The organism is Sphingopyxis sp. 22461 (assembly GCF_052044915.1).
Taxonomy (GTDB): Bacteria; Pseudomonadota; Alphaproteobacteria; order Sphingomonadales; family Sphingomonadaceae; genus Sphingopyxis.
The window spans coordinates 394,183-411,734 of sequence record NZ_JBQENY010000002.1; the positions used below are offsets into that span (position 1 = coordinate 394,183).

At 65.8% G+C, this 17,552-nt stretch carries 13 protein-coding genes; 2 read left to right on the plus strand and 11 right to left on the minus strand.

Features of this window, described 5'->3' with window-relative positions; all coding sequences use genetic code 11:
• Window positions 1-39: 39 nt before the first annotated feature.
• Together ACTJI5_RS04525 and ACTJI5_RS04530 are read left to right on the plus strand one after the other, a co-directional pair.
• Entirely contained in the window at window positions 40-2,985 is a 2,946-nt protein-coding gene (locus ACTJI5_RS04525; protein ID WP_440859495.1) for a TonB-dependent receptor domain-containing protein, read from the plus strand.
• Entirely contained in the window at window positions 2,979-4,964 is a 1,986-nt protein-coding gene (locus tag ACTJI5_RS04530; RefSeq protein WP_440859496.1) for an Atxe2 family lasso peptide isopeptidase, read from the plus strand. Before ACTJI5_RS04525 ends, ACTJI5_RS04530 begins: the two co-directional genes overlap by 7 nt.
• On the opposite strand, the gene ACTJI5_RS04535 is transcribed toward ACTJI5_RS04530, so the two are convergent.
• The 11 genes from ACTJI5_RS04535 to ACTJI5_RS04585 all read right to left on the minus strand — a co-directional run bounded on the left by ACTJI5_RS04535 (window position 4,871) and on the right by ACTJI5_RS04585 (window position 17,550).
• Window positions 4,871-6,568: an asparagine synthase-related protein gene (locus ACTJI5_RS04535; RefSeq protein WP_252171057.1), complete on the minus strand. Its 1,698-nt coding sequence runs from the start codon at window positions 6,566-6,568 to the stop codon at window positions 4,871-4,873. The genes ACTJI5_RS04530 and ACTJI5_RS04535 overlap by 94 nt on opposite strands.
• Window positions 6,565-7,212, minus strand: coding sequence for a lasso peptide biosynthesis B2 protein (locus ACTJI5_RS04540; RefSeq protein ID WP_440859497.1), 648 nt, complete (start codon window positions 7,210-7,212; stop codon window positions 6,565-6,567). Before ACTJI5_RS04540 ends, ACTJI5_RS04535 begins: the two co-directional genes overlap by 4 nt.
• A gap of 65 nt (window positions 7,213-7,277) precedes the next feature.
• Complete coding sequence (locus ACTJI5_RS04545) at window positions 7,278-7,400, minus strand: hypothetical protein (protein WP_302851570.1); 123 nt, start codon at window positions 7,398-7,400, stop codon at window positions 7,278-7,280.
• 69 nt (window positions 7,401-7,469) lie between these two features.
• Entirely contained in the window at window positions 7,470-7,592 is a 123-nt protein-coding gene (locus ACTJI5_RS04550) for a hypothetical protein (RefSeq protein WP_302851571.1), read from the minus strand.
• A 96-nt stretch (window positions 7,593-7,688) separates the two neighbouring features.
• Window positions 7,689-8,312: a GntR family transcriptional regulator gene (locus tag ACTJI5_RS04555; protein WP_440859498.1), complete on the minus strand. Its 624-nt coding sequence runs from the start codon at window positions 8,310-8,312 to the stop codon at window positions 7,689-7,691.
• Entirely contained in the window at window positions 8,309-9,226 is a 918-nt protein-coding gene (locus tag ACTJI5_RS04560) for a phytanoyl-CoA dioxygenase family protein (RefSeq protein ID WP_252171060.1), read from the minus strand. Before ACTJI5_RS04560 ends, ACTJI5_RS04555 begins: the two co-directional genes overlap by 4 nt.
• A gap of 10 nt (window positions 9,227-9,236) precedes the next feature.
• Entirely contained in the window at window positions 9,237-9,851 is a 615-nt protein-coding gene (locus ACTJI5_RS04565) for an acyl-homoserine-lactone synthase (RefSeq protein WP_252171062.1), read from the minus strand.
• Between the two features lie 90 nt (window positions 9,852-9,941).
• Window positions 9,942-10,676, minus strand: coding sequence for a LuxR family transcriptional regulator (locus ACTJI5_RS04570; protein WP_252171063.1), 735 nt, complete (start codon window positions 10,674-10,676; stop codon window positions 9,942-9,944).
• 234 nt (window positions 10,677-10,910) lie between these two features.
• Window positions 10,911-11,843, minus strand: coding sequence for a DUF2493 domain-containing protein (locus ACTJI5_RS04575; protein ID WP_252171064.1), 933 nt, complete (start codon window positions 11,841-11,843; stop codon window positions 10,911-10,913).
• Window positions 11,844-12,151: 308 nt separating this feature from the next.
• Complete coding sequence (locus ACTJI5_RS04580) at window positions 12,152-13,186, minus strand: DUF7146 domain-containing protein (protein ID WP_440859499.1); 1,035 nt, start codon at window positions 13,184-13,186, stop codon at window positions 12,152-12,154.
• Window positions 13,187-13,197: 11 nt separating this feature from the next.
• Window positions 13,198-17,550, minus strand: a complete 4,353-nt coding sequence (locus tag ACTJI5_RS04585) for a strawberry notch-like NTP hydrolase domain-containing protein (protein ID WP_252171066.1) — start codon at window positions 17,548-17,550, stop codon at window positions 13,198-13,200.
• Window positions 17,551-17,552 lie beyond the last annotated feature (2 nt).

Consider the following 17,552-nt stretch of genomic DNA (forward strand, 5'->3'; position numbering starts at 1 on the left):
ACCCCCAGACGGTCATCAGTGGCCGCTTGGGGAGGTAGAATGAAGTACAAGTTTCTGGCGGCGATGCTCTCGGTGGGCACCGCGGCAATCGCGATTCAGGTTCCGGCCGCGCAAGCGCAGTCACCCTCAACACAGCAGAGCTACAATATTGCCGCGCAAGATCTCGGCGCAGCGCTGCAACGCTATTCACAGATTTCGGGCCGCGAAGTGATCGCCTCGACGAGCCTCGTGGAAGGGAAACGGAATGCCCGTGTTCAGGGTCGCCTGAACCCCGATACCGCCCTCTCGCGTCTACTTGCCGGTACCGGCCTCAATGTCGAACTGGTCGAAGGGGCCTGGGTGCTTCGCTCGGGAAACGATTCTGCCGAGGAAACTGGCTCGACTGACGGCGGCGGCGAAGCGATCCTCGTCACGGGCTCGCGCATTCGCGGGGCAGGCCCGACAGGTTCGCCGGTGGTGACGATCGACCGCGAGGCCATCGAGAAGAGCGGTTACGGTACCGTCCAGCAAATGCTCCAGTCGCTGCCGCAGGCCTTTGGCGGCGGTTCGAACGAAACCACCACCGGCGCGACGACGCGCAACGGCACCGGCAACGACGCAACACTCGGTTCGAGCATCAACCTGCGTGGTCTCGGCACCAACTCTACCCTCGTCCTGATCGACGGCGCGCGCCCGGCGCTCGGCGGCGTCGGCGGCCTCTTCGCCGACATCTCGCTCATCCCGATGACCGCCGTCGAGAGAATAGAAGTGCTGACAGACGGCGCTTCGGCCATCTACGGCGCCGATGCGGTTGCCGGCGTTATCAATCTCCGTCTCCGCAACCGCTTCGAGGGGGCCGAGACGATCCTGCGCGCCGGCACGGCGGACGGCGACATCACCGAAGTCCAGTTCAGCCAGCTTTTCGGAAAGAAGTGGAGCGGCGGACATCTCGTCCTCGCCTATCAATATTCGGATCGCGGCGCACTCGCGGCAGCCGAACGCGATTTCGCGCGCGAGGATCTCCGCCCCTTCGGCGGCCCCGACTATCGCTCGATCTATGCCAGTCCCGGCACAATCCGCGCCGCTAATGGCCAGCTCTTCGGCATTCCCACCGGACAGAATGGCCGCGATCTGACCGCCGCGCAGCTTCTCCCCGGCGTCCAGAACCGCCGCGACAATCGCGCCGAGACGGACCTCCTGCCGCGCCAGCGCGTGCATAGCCTTTATGCTGCGGGCGAGTTCGAGATCACCGACGGGCTGACCTTCCGTGCCTCGATCCTCGGGGCGCAGCGCAAATATCGCAAGGAAAGCAATGTCACCGCGCTGCGCACGGCGCGCGTTCCGGTGACGAACCCCTTCTATGTCGATCCGATCGGCACCCGCCAGCCCGTGCAGGTCACCTATAATTTCGTAAACGACGTCGGGCCGCAGATCAACGAAGGCCGCGTGCGGGCACTGTCGACCTCGGCAGGCCTCGAACAGACGATCGGCGAATGGCGGATCCAGCTTGGCGGAGCCTATGGCGTCCAGAAGGGCAAGGCTCGGACGCGCAACCAGGTCAACAGCGCCCGCCTCGCGGTCGCGCTCGCCGACACCAATCCCGCAACCGCGTTCAACGTCTTTGGCGACGGGACTGCGAACAATCCTGCGACAAGCGCCTATATCCGAGGCGGCGTCGAGACGATCGACGACTTCAAGACATGGTCCGCCGCGCTGCGCGCCGATGGTCCGATCTTCCGCTTACCCGCGGGCGACGTCCGCCTCGCGGCAGGCGCCGAGTATCGCCGCGAGGCCTATGACTATTATCGTATCCTCGACACCAGCACGCTCACGCCCTCGGCGGGATTCTATCCGGGCTTTCCGGGGCCGCGCCACGTCAAGTCGATCTACGCCGAGCTGCTGGTGCCCATCTTCGGCCGCGACAATGCAATGCCGGGCTTCCACAAGCTCGACCTGACGCTTGCGGGCCGCATCGAGGACTACAACCAGTTCGGGCGCACCAAGAATCCGAAAGTCAGCGCACGCTGGGAGCCCGTCGAGGGCGTCGCGCTGCGCGGTTCCTACGGTACATCGTTCCGCGCCCCGCAGTTCGACGAGCTGATCGGCCCGGCGCTTTCGCTCTACACGACGGCGACCGTCCCCGACCCGCGCTCGCCGACCGGCACGTCGAACGTTCTCGCTCTGTTCGGCTATGCGCCGAACATCCAGCCCGAGCAGGCGACGACATGGACCGCGGGCGTGGACATCGCGCCGCGTTCGATGCCGGGCTTCCGGGCAGCGCTCACCTATTTCGATGTCGATTACCGCGATCGCATCGGGACGCTCACCGAGGATTATCTGCGCTTCCTCACCAACCGCGACGTGTTCGGCGGGGTGGTGACCGACAATCCGTCCCTCGACCTCGTGCAATTCTACTATAATCAGCCGACCTTCACGAACCCGATCAATATCGCGCCGGGACAAGTCGTCGCGATCCTCGACGGGCAGACGCGCAACCTCGCGCGCGAGCATCAGAAGGGCATCGACTTCGACATCGGCTATGCGCCCGAGTTCGCAGGCGGAACGCTCGACGTCGGGGTCAGTGGCACCCACATCTTCTCGATCATCAAGCAGCTTTCGCCTGGATCGGCGAGCAGCGACTTCGTCGGCCTCTACGCAAGCCCGGTCAAATGGCGCATGCGCGGACGACTCGGCTGGTCGAGGGATGGGTTCGCGGTCAGCACGTTCGTCAACTACACCGATGGCTATCGCAACCAGGTCGTCGTTCCAAATGAGCGGGTGTCGTCGTGGACGACCGTCGACCTCACCCTGTTGCAACGAATCGGCGGCAATGCCGACGATGCCACTGGGGGCGGCTTGCAGCTCGGCCTCGCGATCCAGAATTTGTTCGATCGCGACCCGCCCTATGTCCACAATAAGAGCCAGACCTCGGCGCTCGGCTACGACCCCGAAAAGGCAAGCCCGCTCGGCCGCATGATCTCGCTCCAGGCGGTCATCCGGTGGTAAGCCGAACGGCGCTCCTTTTCGCCCTGCTGGCCGCGGCTTCGCCCGCGGCCAGCCAGGTCACGTCGCGCGAAATCGCCGAGACTGCCGATATCTCCGGTCTAAGCACTTCACCCGACGGCACGTGGGTCGCCTATCGCATCGAACGCCCCTCGACGCTCACCAACCGGATCGACGTCGACTGGTATGTCGTCGCCGCCGACGGCAAATCGCCGCCGCGCGCGCTCGGGCGCACCGGGACCGCACTTTGGAACGATGCCGGCGTCGTCGAACCGGGAGAAGCCAAATGGTCGCCAGATAGCCAGCGGCTTATCGTTCGCGCGCTCGTCGATGGCCGGGCCGCGCTCTGGGCCAGTCCGGTCGACGGGTCCGGCTTCACGCTAGCGGCGGGCGGCGATGGCGACATCGAGGCCTTTGCGCTCACACGGGACGGCGCAATCGTCACGCGCGAAGGGCCATCACGCGACCTGATCGCACGCACCGAAGAGACCGAACGTGAGACCGGCATCCTGGTCGACGGCCAGACCGATCTTGCCCAGCCACTCTTCCGCGGCGCGCTGATCAACGGCCGCGTGGCGAGCCAGCGCTTTTCCAATGACTGGTTCGACCGTGCCCCGCTCCTCGCCTCGGCGCCGCGAACTCTTACTACGACCACGCCCGGCGGCAGCTCTCGCCGCGCCAGCGAGACCGAATCCCTGTTGCTCGCCCCGCAGCCCGATCCGGTCGCGTTCCTGACGAGCGACTTGCCACCCGCTCTACAGAAGGCGCTCGAAGACAGGGGCGTCTGCAAGACCAAGATTGGCTGCGCCGCCGACCTTCCCCGCCTCTCATGGGCGCTCCCGATGAATGGCGACACGGTCGTGGCGCTGCACGACGCCGATTACCGCCAGACGCTCCTGCGCTGGTCACCAAGGACGAAGCGCCTCGAGAAGCTGGCCGCGAGCGAAGGACAGCTCGCTGGCGGACAGAAATATTATCTCCCCTGCGCCGCCGCCGGGAGCGCGATCTTCTGCGTCGAAGCTGCCGCCGCGCTTCCGCCGCGCCTCGTCCGCATCGATCGCGGCGGCGCGAAGCGCATAATCGATTCCCCCAATTCCTATCCTGACCGCGACGGGCTCCTTGCCGAAACGATCGTGTGGCAGGTGAGCGGCAGCCGTGCGTCGGGCGTATTGATCCGCCCGAAGATCCCCGGGCGGCTGCCGCTCTTCGTCACCTATTATGCATGCGCAGGATATCTTCGCGGGGGCGTCGGCAATGAATGGCCACTGCGGGCACTTGCCGCGCACGGCATCGCGGCGCTCTGCATCAATGCGGTGCCCGGCGATACCGACAAGGATGCCCGCTATAAACGCGGACTCGCCGCGATCGAGGCCGTCACGACGTTGCTCGCTGAGCGCGGCATCGTCGACCGAGCCCGTGTCGGCATGGGCGGGCTCAGCTTCGGCAGCGAGGTCACGATGTGGGCCGCGACGCACAGCGACCTGTTGAAGGCCGTCTCGATCGCCTCGGTCCAGATGGAGCCTGCCTATTACTGGTTCAATGCCCGTCCGGGCCGCGAGACCTTCGCCGACAATGTCCGGAAAGTGTGGGGCGCCGGGTCGCCCGACGAGACGCCAGAGGCGTGGAAGGAGCTCTCCCCCGCGCTCAATACCGATCGCATCACCGCGCCGATCCTGATGCAGTTTCCTGAACAGGAAGCACGTCTGTCGATCGAGCTGATTAGCAGGCTCGCCACGGCCCGAATGGGCGAGGCGCATATCTTTCCATATGCGCCGCACAACAAGGTCGAGCCCAGGCAAAAGCTTGCCGCCTATGAGCGCAACCTCGACTGGTTTCGCTTCTGGCTGAAGGACGAGATCGATCCCGACCCCGCCAAGGCCTTCCAATATCAGCGCTGGTCCAAATTCGCGCCGGCGGAAGCGCGCGCTTCAACCGAGCGCACCCAGCGTTCGACGTCGCCGATCTCGATCAACCGGAAATAATCGAAGTCGCCCTCGGCAAGATCGAGGGTGAGATAGGTCTCGATCCTGTCGACATCGAGCAGGCCGCGCTCGGCCAGTCTGCCGCCGAGCAGCAGGTCGCGGAGCTGCGCCCGCTGCCTGAGATAGGCGGCGGCGCAGAGCGCTTCCATCCGGCCCTTGCCTTTGCGCCACACGACCTCGGCCGGAAGCCGATCGGCGAAAGCTGCGCGCGCCACGGCGCGGTTACGCCCGCCGACAAACCAGCTCCCGCTCGGGATCGAGAGGCAAAGTTCAACCACGGGCTGCGAGAGCAATGGCGAGACGACGTCGCGGCCCTCCCAGCGCAACGGTCGGTCGAGGAAGTCGATTATGCGCCGGATGGATTCCGCATGGTTCCGCTTGGCCTGCGACACCGCGCCAGCGCCGTCATCCCAAGGATGCGGAAATGGTTTGTCCGGAAGGGCCTTGGCATCGAGGTAATCGACGTCGCGGCGCCAGCCGCGACGCGGACCCGCGCGATGCGCTCGCCAGCTGAGGCGCAACGCCTCCCAGATCGTCGCGTCACTCGCACGCGCGACGTCGCGCAAGGTCGCAAGGGTCCGGCGCGACAAGCCCCAGCGCGCCCAACTATCGAGGACCGGCGCGACCGTGCTGTCGAAATGAAAGACGCTATCGCCGCCTATTCCGCCGAAGATCGGACGCTCGTGGTCTGGCACTGCCTCGGCGAACGCACGATCGAGACCGCCGAGGACGCTGTAGGCGCCCGGCCTTGCCGTGAAGAGGGTCGGCAGCGAGACGAGATCGATGCCGACATCGTTATGCTCGATCTCCACAAGATCGATCGCGCATCGGTCTGCGACAGCCCGTGCGAAATAACGCTCATCGCCCTCCGCGTCGGGCGTGGCAAAGGTGATCGCCGAGACGTCGGCGCCGGCCGCTGCGAGCGCTGCGGTCACGATCGAGGAATCAAGGCCGCCCGACAGCTCGACGATGATGCCCTTCCGGGATCCGCTCCAGGCGGCCGTACAGTCGTTGATCCGCTTCTCGAGCTCTAACGGAAGTTCCTCCGGCCTAGTCGAGCGCGGCGGCGGGACATGGTCCCAAGGCGACCAGCTCGCCTCGACCGCAATCTTGAGACCATCGAACAGGATGCGTGTGCCGGCGAGGAGCTCATGCACGCCCGACAGCCCCGTCCGCTCGGTGCGAAGGTTGATATAGGCGAGCGCCCCGGCGACATAGTCCCAGTCGATGGCGATATCCTGTGGCCGGGCCCGGAGCATGGCCGGGTCGGACGCGCAGATGAGACCCGCGGGATGGCGGCTCCAGTATAGGGGCATGCCGGTGAGCGCCGCCCGCTCGATCCCAAGCGCGCCGCCATCGGCGGTGAAGGCGATGAAGTTCCCCCAGCAGAAGCGGGGTGGCCGCCCCGAGGCGGGGTAGCGCGTGAAGCAATCACCGATGATGACGGTGCCGCCGGGCGCGCGCTGGACCGGCAGCGAACTGTTCGCAAAAATCACCCTGCCGGGCTGGATGTCCACCGCGACAAGACCGGTCCGTTCCGCCGCGGCCACGACGTCAGCGGCTCGCTCGGCATCGCCCACGAAGGCGAGGATCGCCCCTCTCACCGGATCACCAGGATCGGCACGAAGTTGCGGGCTTCGGCAGCCGTCCCGGTCAGTATCGCCGACGGGGACTGCAGCCAGCAATGCGCCTTGAAGGGTGACATCCGAATGCCGAACACCATTGTCGAGGCAAGCCCGCGCGCTAGTAGTATGTGGTCGAGCGCAAGCGCGTCGATCAGACAGCGCTGCGGAACGGGATTGAGCCATCGAGCGGCAGCATATCGGGCGGAAACAATCTCAATCTCGCCATCGGCAGCAGAGGGGCCCACTCCCGCCTTCCGCGCGCGGACGGCCTCGATCGTGAACCCAATCTGCTCGGGCCGCATGGCGCGACGTGCCCATCGGAGTGCAAACGCGGTCGACAAGGCCATGCGCGGGCTGAAGCTCTCGTGACTTACCGCCGCGAGGTCTCGCGTGGGCACATCGATCGCCGCGGGTTCGACCGATCCCGGGCCATTGGTCGAGACAAAGAGGCCAGTCGCAACAAGCCTCGCGATTGCGCCGCCGTCATTGGGTTCGCCACGGCGCAGGCGGTCGAACGCGGCACGGTCCTGGCCGCGGAGCGATAGATATTTGTCGCGAGCGAGATCGAGGAAGACGAGTTCCTCCGCTGTCTCGCAGAAGCCCGTTCCGGGCGCGAGCGTCAATCCCATGGCATTTTTATCCGGCAGATCGGGAGACCGACCGCGAGGGCCGGCTCCCGAAGTGGCGATCAGTCCTGGGTCAGTCCGGCCCAGTCTTCGCGGCCGCCCATTTCGAGGGGCAGACCATGCTCGCCGGCAGTGTCGGCGCACACGGTGCCGAGTTCGACGAGCGTGTCGGTGTCGATATCCATCGTTTTGACCTTTCGACGGAGGTTGAAGTGGAAGCCGGAGGCCGGGAAGCCGGCCCCCGACCGACCGGCTCAGTCCTGGCTCAGACCCTGAACCAGTTCCTTGCCGCCCGCTTCGATGCCGAAGCGTTCTTCGCCGGCGGTATCGGCGCTGACGGTGCCGAGCTCGACGATGTCGTTGGTTTCGCGATCCATGATCGTTTCCTCCATGATGCCGCGGAATTGCGGCTCGATCGAAGCTAGGGCGGCGGCGCCGTATAGGAATTTTATACGACTCATATCGTCCGAATATTATCGGAGCGGCTCCGAGCGTTTGCGGATCTCGGCAGCAACGCGCCCCGCGAACCCTGCCCGGCGGCGATGGAAGCGCGTGATTTTGCTGCGCAAAGCGCTCCAGCGCCCGAAGCGGTAGTCCTCCGCCATCGCCTTGAGCGCTTCGCCAGCGTCGGCATCAACGCGGACCTCCAGCGAGCGAATTGTCATGCTGCGCTCGACAATATTGACGATCGCCGCGCGAAGTTCGCCGTTGGAGCTTCCGATCGCGATGGTCCTGAAGAGACTTTCGATCGCCTCGGGATATGAGTCGTGCGTCGCGAGATCGATGAGGCCGCCGGGCAAGTCAGGCCGCGGGGACCGCCCCTTGAGCGCCATCGACAGGAGCGCGCCAGCCCAGCCGTATAGGTCAACTAGGTCGGCCTCACTCAGGAGGGGCTGCCGAAACCCCTCCTGATGCCAGCTCTCGATGATCCGCTCGCCCGAGAGACGATAGAGCGCATCGCGGACCGGAGTGGCGCTCGAGGCGAGCGATTTCGAGAGATGCGCGGCCTCGAGCCGGGTGCCCGGCGGATAGGAGCCCGACAGGATGCGCGCCTTCAGGTCCAGATAGACCCGCTCCATCGTGGCGCCCGGGCTCATGCCGCCAACGCCCCGCGCTCGCCTTCTCCTTCCGGCCGCTGCGCGGCGACATAGTCGGCGAGGAGTGCCTGTTGATCAGGCCGCAGCGCATCGATCGCGGCTATCGGGTCCTCGGGATAGCCGCCGAACAGCACCGACGGGCATTGTCCCTCGAAGTTCCCGAGATTGGGGCGATGTTGCGCGTAACCCGCAAGCGCCGCAAGCTCGGGCGAGAATGTCCGCGCAATTTCGGGCGGATAGGCCAGCCACTGATTTTCATAGGGTTTCAGCCAGCCGAGACAGTAGCTGACGATTATCCCGCGGCGAACGTCCCCGCTCCGATTTGCGCCGGCACCGTGCAGCGTCGAGCCGAGGAAGACGATGGCGTCGCCGGGCTGCGCCTCGGCAACGATCGGGGCTTCTTTGGGCTCCTCGACCAAGGCCTCGACACCGTGGCTGCCCGGCCAGATGATCGTCGCGCCATTAGCCTCGGTAAATGGCGTGAGCGGCCACATGACATTGACGAGATATTCGACCTCGCCCAGCGCGCCTTGCCACATGTCCTGGTCGCGGTGCGGGAATTGCGCGAGCGCGCCCGGATGCAGCTCGATTGCTTGGGAAAGGTTGAGTTGGATCCGCTCGCACCAGTTGCCGAGCGCAGTCTCAGCCATTTCGAGGATCGCCGGGTTCATCACGAGATCGGCCATATGCGGCGAGCGGATCAGGAGGCGGCCGAACCGCTTGGTCCGCTCGCCATAGAAACCGCCCTCGCAGAAGGGCGTCGCCTCGTAGCGTGGTTCGAGATCCGCAGCGATCGCTTCGATGAGCGATTCTGGGGCGGCGCCTCGCAGGATAGAATAGCCATTTTCCATCAGCGCCTGAGCGGCAGAGGATTGATGGGATCGCGCGTCGAGCGCGGCGTGGTTGATCAGCATCGTCCTCTCCTCACGCTGCACAGGCGGCCGACGCCGCAACTGCATGGCTGACAATCCCCGCGCCAGCGAGTTTTGCGACGGTCGAGGCATCGATATCGATGCGAAGCCCAACGAGCGCTTGCCCGCGGTGGAGGACGGGCTCGCCGAGCGAGCAGCAATCCCAGCCGAAGGTCTGGATCTGGCGGAACCAGGGCAGCTCGGCGACGCCGGTATAGGTGCGGATCTCGTTGGCGAGCGCGAACTCGGCAAGCCCGACAAGCAGCGAGTCGCGGGCGATCCGCCGCTGCCGCGCGCCAATTCCGGGCGACAGACAGAAGCGGGTGATTTCGAGGACGTTGGGGCCCTGCGGCACGTCCCCTGCGACCAGCCCCGAGAAGAGGCTGTCGAGGAGCGCAGGCTGGGTGGTGAGCAGCAGGCGCGCCGAGGCGAGATGCTCGCCGTCCGGATCGGTCACGATCAGATAGGTGGCATCGACGTCGTCGAACTGGTCCAGCTCGAAGCGATCGGCCAGCGCAGGAATATCCCATTTCAGAAGATCGATGAAGACGCGCTTGCGCGCCTCGAACATCGCGCGCATCGCCTTATGCTCGAGAGCCCGGTTGGTGGAATCGACAATAAGCAGCATGGATTTGCCTCCGTTTGAAAAGAGGCGTTCCAATTGAAGGGCTTTTCGCCGCTGCACCATAGCATGATCGGGGGGTGTCCCCGATTTTTCTCAGCGTTTGGCGATGTCCTCGAAACTTATGTCGCCATCGTACAGCGCGCGCACGGTGAGCGTGATACCGCCATTCGCCTCGTAGCGCTGGCGGGCATTGCGCAGATGTTCGCGCACCGTGTCCGGACTGAGACCAAGTCTTAGCCCTATTCTGGGGACGGACTCGCCCTTGGCCGCCCAGACCAGCACCTCGCGCTGCCGACGGGTCAGGCGTGGCCCGATGTGCGCGAGATCCGGATAGGCGATAAGGCGCGCCGCATCGAAAGCGGGACCGCCAATCATCCGCGCAAATTGCAGCGCGTCGGCACTCGCAGAGCTACCCGGCTTCCACGCAAACGAAACCGAGCCATGCGCATGGCCGGGAAGATGCGCCGGCACGGTGAGACCATCACCGATGCCGTGCCGCCGCGCCTCGGCAAGAATGACTTCGTCTTCAGGCCGCTCGGTCCTCATATCGTGCCAGAGGAAACCCGACATGTTGCGCTGGCTCTCGCGGTGGACGGGATCGGTGACCCCGAGCCGCCGCTCGTCGAACCACAGTGCCCACTCTTCCGGGTAATTGTGGACGCGAACGCCTCGGTCCGGATCGGCCATGAAGTCGATGTGGTGACTGAGCGCGAACCAGGAGCACCCCATTCGCGAGCAGGCTTCCTGCAGCAGGTCGGCAAGACCTGCCTTGTCCTTCACATGACTGACGTCGAGCGCAAATGCATGCGCGGCGTCCATCGTCGGCATTATGACCCTTGGCGCGCCGACCGGCGTTTCCGACCTGCCGGGTCCGCGAGCCCCTCGTCAGTGCGAGCGGCCTTGCCCTCTTACAAGGCTGGCCGGCTCGCGACGGCCGATCACCGCTGGTCCAGGCGATCTTCGGAGAATCTGAAAGTGCGGGCTAAGCCCATATTATTCAAATATATTCCAGAGATAGAACCAGATTGAGGCAATTTCCGCAAAGCCGCGGAATTCCGCGGCTCAGCCGGAACCCTTGCGGAAGTCCCAGAGCGGGATGCCCATTTTTGAAGCCTTGTCGGCGAGATTGTCCTGAATTCCAGTTCCCGGAAAGACGATGAGACCAACGGGAAGTGCCTCGAGCATCCGGTCGTTGCGCTTGAACGGTGCCGCCTTCCCATGCCGGTTCCAGTCGGGCCGGAAGGCGACCTGTGCCACGCCGCGGCTGTCGGCCCAGCAGGCGGCGGCGCGTTCGGCGCCGGTGGGCGTCGCTCCATGGAGAAGGATCATGTCGGTATGCCGGGCCCGGACCTTGTCGAGTGCGCTCCAGATGGCGTTGTGATCATCGCAGTCGCTCCCGCCGGTAAAGGCGATGCGGGTTCCTTCGGGCAGCAAGGCCGCAGCCTTCTCGCGAAGCCGCGCGTCGAGAAAGTCGCGGCTGTCGATCATCGATGCCGTCAGGTTGCGATGGTGCGCTCGCGATCCGGTACGAGGCGCCCAAGCCTTGCGGAGCAGAAGCCGGAATTGGTCGGCGGCGGCCTCGCGGAAAAATTCCATCGCGTCGCGCCGCTCGATCAGGGAGATGCCCTCGCGCGTTGCCCGCTCGAGTTCGACCGAGCGGATCTCGCTGCCATCCTGCTCGCGTTGGAGCCGTCGCTGGGTCTGCTCATTGTCGTCGAGCTGCCGCTCGACCCGCTCGCCGGCACGGTGGAAGATGTTGACGAGATTCCAGAGAAGGTCGTCGAGATCGGGCTCGATCCGGGTCTCCACGAGACACCCCGCTAGCGCATCGAACATGTCGGCGATGGCACCACCGGCAAGATGCGCATCGGGGAGCGGTCTCGGGTCGGGTTCACCCTCGAAGGGCCGATGACCGAAGAGCTGCATTTCCTGAAGCAGATAGGCCGTCGTTCCGGGTTCGGCTGGATGGTCGTGAGGGGTGGCGTCGCCGTGCATGATGGATCTCCGTCTGATTGTGCCGCGCCTCGCGCGGCCTTCGTGGCGACGGCCCGCGGCATGCGGGGTGGGTCCGCATCGCGGCGCGCCGCGACCGGAGCGCAGCGGAGGATGGGGGACGCGCGGCTATTTTGTTTCGCGATGCAAAGGGGCCGCGAGGCCCCGGCGGAAAATAGCCGCGCGTCCCCCATTGCGGCCCCCGCCCCGTCTGCCGCAGTCGCCCTCTCGCGAAGGCCGGGCGCGCACGTCGCAGCGGAAAGCCTACGCGCCCATCCGCTGCCCTGCCCCTTCCGGCGAACCCGATGCGTTCAAAGAAACTTCAAGCGATCGGCAGGCAAGAGCTGGCTGCGAAGCGAGGCCGCCATCGCAGCGCGGCCGACCGCCCTGAGGTCGCCGTTGAAATCGCCATGCCGGGGTTCGAGCGGGAGGACGTCGATGCCACATTGTGACGCGCGCTCGCTGAGCGTCGCCAGCGCAGCGTCCCCGGCGGGATCATCGTCGCGCGCGACGTAGAGCCTCTTCAACATGTCGGGAAACGCGATTGCGGCAAGATGTGCGCCCGAGAGCCCGGAGATCATCGGCAGGGTTGGCATGACCTGCCGCAAGGACAGGATGGTCTCGATCCCTTCGCCCGCCGCCATGACCCTTCCCGATGCTCCGAACCGCACGCCATTACCGAGCAGATGCCCCATGGCGCGGCGCGGATAGGCGATCGGCGCCTTGTCGTTCGTTTCGGGATCGAGCCAGGTCCGATGCACACCCGTGACGGTCCCGGCGAGGTCGGTCACCACCGCGATCATCGCCGGCCACGCCGGTCGACCTCCGCGCGCATCGTCGCTGGATGCCCTGTAGAAGCAGTGCGGATGAAAGCGTAGCGGGTAGTCCGGAAGAATGTCGGTGATCGATCGGCCAACCAGATAGGCCTCACCGAGACTCGCCTTCAAGGGCTTGGTCGCAGCCAGCAGCCGACGCGCCGACTCCGGGGACCCGGTGGGAGCCTTTGCGGGTGCAGGATTTCGCGGTGCCTCGGGCGGCGGCGGCATGCTTAGAAACCGCCGTGCTTCCTCGAGGGTTTCACGAAATGCCGTATGGCCGCAGCTCGCGGCGATGACGTCGAGGAGATCGCCATGATCGCCGCTCGCAGCGTCGGTCCATTTCCCGGGGGCGCCGCCGCCATTGGCACTGGAAGCAAGCCGCACATAGAGGCTTCGCCCCGGAGAATTGCTGATGTCGCCGACCATCCAGTAATGGCCTTCGCGGCGCCCGTTGGAGAGATAACGACGGCACACCGCCTCGGCATTCTCCCCGAGACGGCGCGCAACTTCGGATGCTGGACTGGACATGCGGGGCTCCTTCAGGCGGCCTTGCGATCGGCGACCCGCACAATCGGAAACCGATCGACGAGCGCAGCGAACACATCGGCGCCAGCAGCCCCTGCCGGCACGTAGAGCCTCAGTTTCCACGAGACGATCTCGGAGATCAAGCCCATAGCCTTCAGCCGCTCGACGCCGAGATCGTTGAAGCCCGTAAGCTCGACGCGCCAGTCGTTCATCGCCCGCACCCGACGGACTATTTGCCCCTCCGCGAGCGACAGCACGACGTCGCCCGACTGCACCATGCGCCAGGCGTCGGCGACCGGCAGCTTTGCCGGCGTCTCGCCTGTCACGGCTGCGGCCCATGCCGGAGAGACCTTGCGACCGATCAGCCGCTCGCCCGCATCGGTCTGCAGCCGGTAGACTCGCGTGGACTCCTTCGGCAGCCGCTTCCAGATCGGCAGCAACAGGCCCGCGACCATGTGCAGCGTCGAATGCTCAAACTCGGGAAGCTCGCCGAGTTCCTTCGTCCACGCCGCAGCGAAACTGTCCTCGGAACACTTCTCCCAATTCGTGCCCTCATAATCGTCGGCGAGCATATGCAGTCGCTCGAGCGGCCGCTGCAGACGGATGCGCCGATGCACCGCGCCATCGTCATCGATGATGCTGCGCGCTCGCGACTTCACTGCTGCCCGGCAAGATCGGCTGTTCAAGACGAGAACGCCCATGCCCGTGGCCGCGACCTCTAGGGCATCGGCAAGGCTGATCGGAGACACCCGGTCCTTGCGCTGGATCGTGAGGAGCTGGGTCACCGCGCCGGTTCCGGGATGGGTGTAAATCGTCTCGCGTGCGGCGACCGTGAAGCTTTCGGCACGCAGCGTTTCGAGACCCATCTCATATGTCCCAGACGCGATTGCCCCCTCGATCCGCTGCGACAACAGACCCTCGAACACCTCGAACAGGATGTTCTGCAGGTCGATCGTCAGCGCGAGCATGCGGTTAAGGAAGGTGGTGATCGGCGGAAGCTCATCTTTGAGACCGCCATCGTCGAGGAGCGAGAGTCCCGTCGCCGCTTCGAATGTGAGCAGCGAGCAGCCATCGACCTTGCCGTCGGCGAGCAGGCCGTAGAGCTGACGGAGCGCATCGCGGGCATAGGGCGATTCCAGATTGTCGAGCGGACGGAACATATTCTGCCCGCCGGTCTGCCGCTGCCCGCGCGTGATTGCACCCAGCGTGTCGAGCCGCCGCGCGATCGTCGAGATGAACCTCTTTTGCGCCTTCACATCGGTCGAGACGGGACGGAAGAGCGGGGGCTGCTTCTGGTTGGTGCGATTGGTGCGCCCGAAGCCCTGGATCGCGGTGTCGGCCTTCCAGCCCGCCTCGAGCAGATAATGGATGCGCCGCCGCTGGTTCTTCACGCCAAGATCGGCATGATAGGATCGCCCGGTCCCGCCGGCTTCAGAGAAGATGAGGATGCGCTTCTCGTCATCCATGAAAGCATGGGTCTCGCCGAGGTTCGCGCTGCCCGGGCGGTTCTGCACCGCGAAGCGCACCGGCTCCCCTTCCCCGCCGACGGGCACGATCCGCCGCGATCGCCCCGTGACCTCAGCAACCTGTTCGGTCCCGAAATGCTGCACGATCTGGTCGAGCGCACCCGGAACTGGGGGCAGCGATGCGAGCTTTTCGATCATGGCGTCGCGGTGGCGAGCGGCCTCGCGGTTGACGACCGGGTTGCCATCGCCGTCGAACACCGGCCGCGACGACAGATTGCCGTCGCTGTCCTCGCAAGGCTCATAGAGCTGCACGGGAAAGCTGTGCGCCAGATAGTCGAGGACATATTCGCGCGGCGTGATGTCGACCGACACGTCGCCCCACTCCTCGGTCGGGATCTCGGCGAGCCGCCGCTCCTGCAAGGCCTCGCCGGTCGAGACGATCTGCACCACCGCCGCATTGCCGGCATCGAGGTCGGCAGTGATGCTCGCGATCGTCGCCGGCGTCTGCATCGCGGTGATGAGATGGTTGAAGAAGCGCTGCTTCGTGCTCTCGAACGCCGAACGCGCCGCCGATTTCGCCTGCGTGTTGAGCGTGCCGTGGAGACTGCTCGTCACCCCGGACGCCTCCATCGCGGCATCCAAATTGTTGTGGATGACCTGGAAAGCGCCGGCATAGCTGTCGTAGATCCGGCGCTGCTCATCGGTCAGCGCATGTTCGAGCAGCTCATATTCGACGCCGTCGAATGAGAGCGAGCGGGCCGCGTAGAGACCGAGCGCCTTCAAGTCGCGCGCGAGCACTTCCATCGCGGCGACCCCGCCGTCCTCGATCGCCGCGACGAACTCGCTCCGCGTCGCGAACGGGAAATCGCTGCCGCCCCAAAGACCGAGCCGCTGCGCATACGCGAGGTTCTGCACGGTGGTCGCGCCGGTTGCCGAGACATAAACGATGCGCGCATCGGGGAGTGCGTGCTGCAGCCTCAGTCCGGCACGCCCCTGCTGCGATGGCTTCTGGTCGCCCCGATCGCCCTTCCCGCCGGCGGCATTCGCCATCGCATGGGCTTCATCGAAGATAATCACCCCGTCGAAGTCGGGTCCCAGCCATTCGACGATCTGGTCGACGCGGCTGGCCTTGCCTTCACGCCCCTGGCTCCGCAGCGTTGCATAGGTGGTGAAGAGAATGCCCTCGGGGAGCTTGATAGGATTTCCCTGCCGATAGCGCGACAGCGGCGTCACGAGGAGTCGCTCTTGCCCCAGCGCCGACCAGTCGCGCTGTGCGTCTTCGAGCAGGCGGTCGGAAATCGACAGCCACACGGCGCGCTTCCGACCCTTGAGCATATTGTCGAGGATGATCCCAGCAACCTGCCGACCTTTGCCCGCACCGGTGCCGTCACCGAGGAACCAGCCGCGGCGGAAGCGGACGGCGGCCTCATTGTCCTCGCTCGCGGCAGTGACCATGTCCCACGTCTCGTCGACCGTCCACGCGCCCGAGAGATGCCCGGCATGGGCTTCGCCCGCATAAATGATCGATTCCAGCTGCGCGTCTGACAGCACGCCGTCGGCGATCAGATGCTCGGGAAGATGCGGTCGATAGGATGGCTTCGGCGGCGCGACCGACGCCATCGCGGCCGATTGCACGAGCGCGGTCGGATGCGGTTTCGACGACGGAATTGCGAGCGACTGCAGCGCGTAGGGCTCGTAGATCGCCTCGGCGAGTTGGCCTTCGGGCGCCTGCCAGTCGCGAGATTCATAACCGAGTTCGGGCGCCGCGACCGGGGCCGCAGACGACGAAAGCGTCCGGGCCGCGCCGTTCCCGGCCTGCACCAGAGCTCCGGTAGTAGCCGCGACACCCTCACGGGCCGGCGCCTCCGGAGGTGCCGGAGGCGTCCGGGGCGGCACATCCGCACGGACCCATTGGAGCAAGGCCCCAAGGTCGCCCGCCTCACCGCGCGACGGCGCGATCGCCGAAGCATCTGCGGCAGGCATCTTATCGATCACGAGGAGGCGCGTGCTCGTCGTCGTGCCATGCTTCGCATAGACTTTGCCGGCGATCGCCGCCGAGAACAGGATCGTCCCCAGCGCCTGCAGCCGCACGAACGCATCGCGCCATGCGGGCGCGTCGGGCGAGCAGTTCGCGCTAACGATCGCGACCAGGCGGCCGCCGTCCTGCAGCCGCGACAGTGCCGAGCCAATATGCCGGAGAGCGGCATCGCGCATCGTCCGCTCGACCTTGGCAACCGCCGAAAAGGGCGGGTTCATGAGGATGACGCTCGGACGAACGGCAGGAGGCAGCCTGTCGTCGATCGACGCGGCGTCGTGACGTGTCACGGCCGAGGGCGCGAACAGCAGATCGAGAAGATCGGCGCGGCACTCGCCCAGCTCGTTGAGCGCGAGGCGCGCGCCAGCGAGCTCGGCGTGAATGGCGAGCATGCCGGTCCCGGCCGACGGCTCGAGGACGGTGTCGTCCGGCTGGATCGAGGCGGCGTGGGCGGCAACGAAGGCTAATGGCAGGGGCGTCGAGAATTGCTGCATCGCCTGACTCTCGGAGGAGCGGCGCGTGTGCGTCGGAATGCGGCCCGCGAGACGCTGCCACATCGCGAGCTGTGCGATCGCGGAGAGCTTGCGAACCGCGGGCGTGGCGCCGTAGCGCCGGAGCAGGAGGATCTGTGCGACCTCGCACGCGTCATAGGCGGCTTTCCAGTCCCACGCGCCCTCGGCGTCGCTTGCGCCGAAGGCACCGGCCATAGCCGCGCGCAGCGCGGCCGTGTCGAAGGGATGGCCCGCTTCGAGCAGAGGAAGGATGGCCTCACCCGCCGCAAGCAGCTGCGCTGCAAAGGGGCTGGAGGGAACGGGCGCGGAATGAAGCGCCGCGGCTGACGCCGCGCGCGAAGGGAGGCTTTGCATGT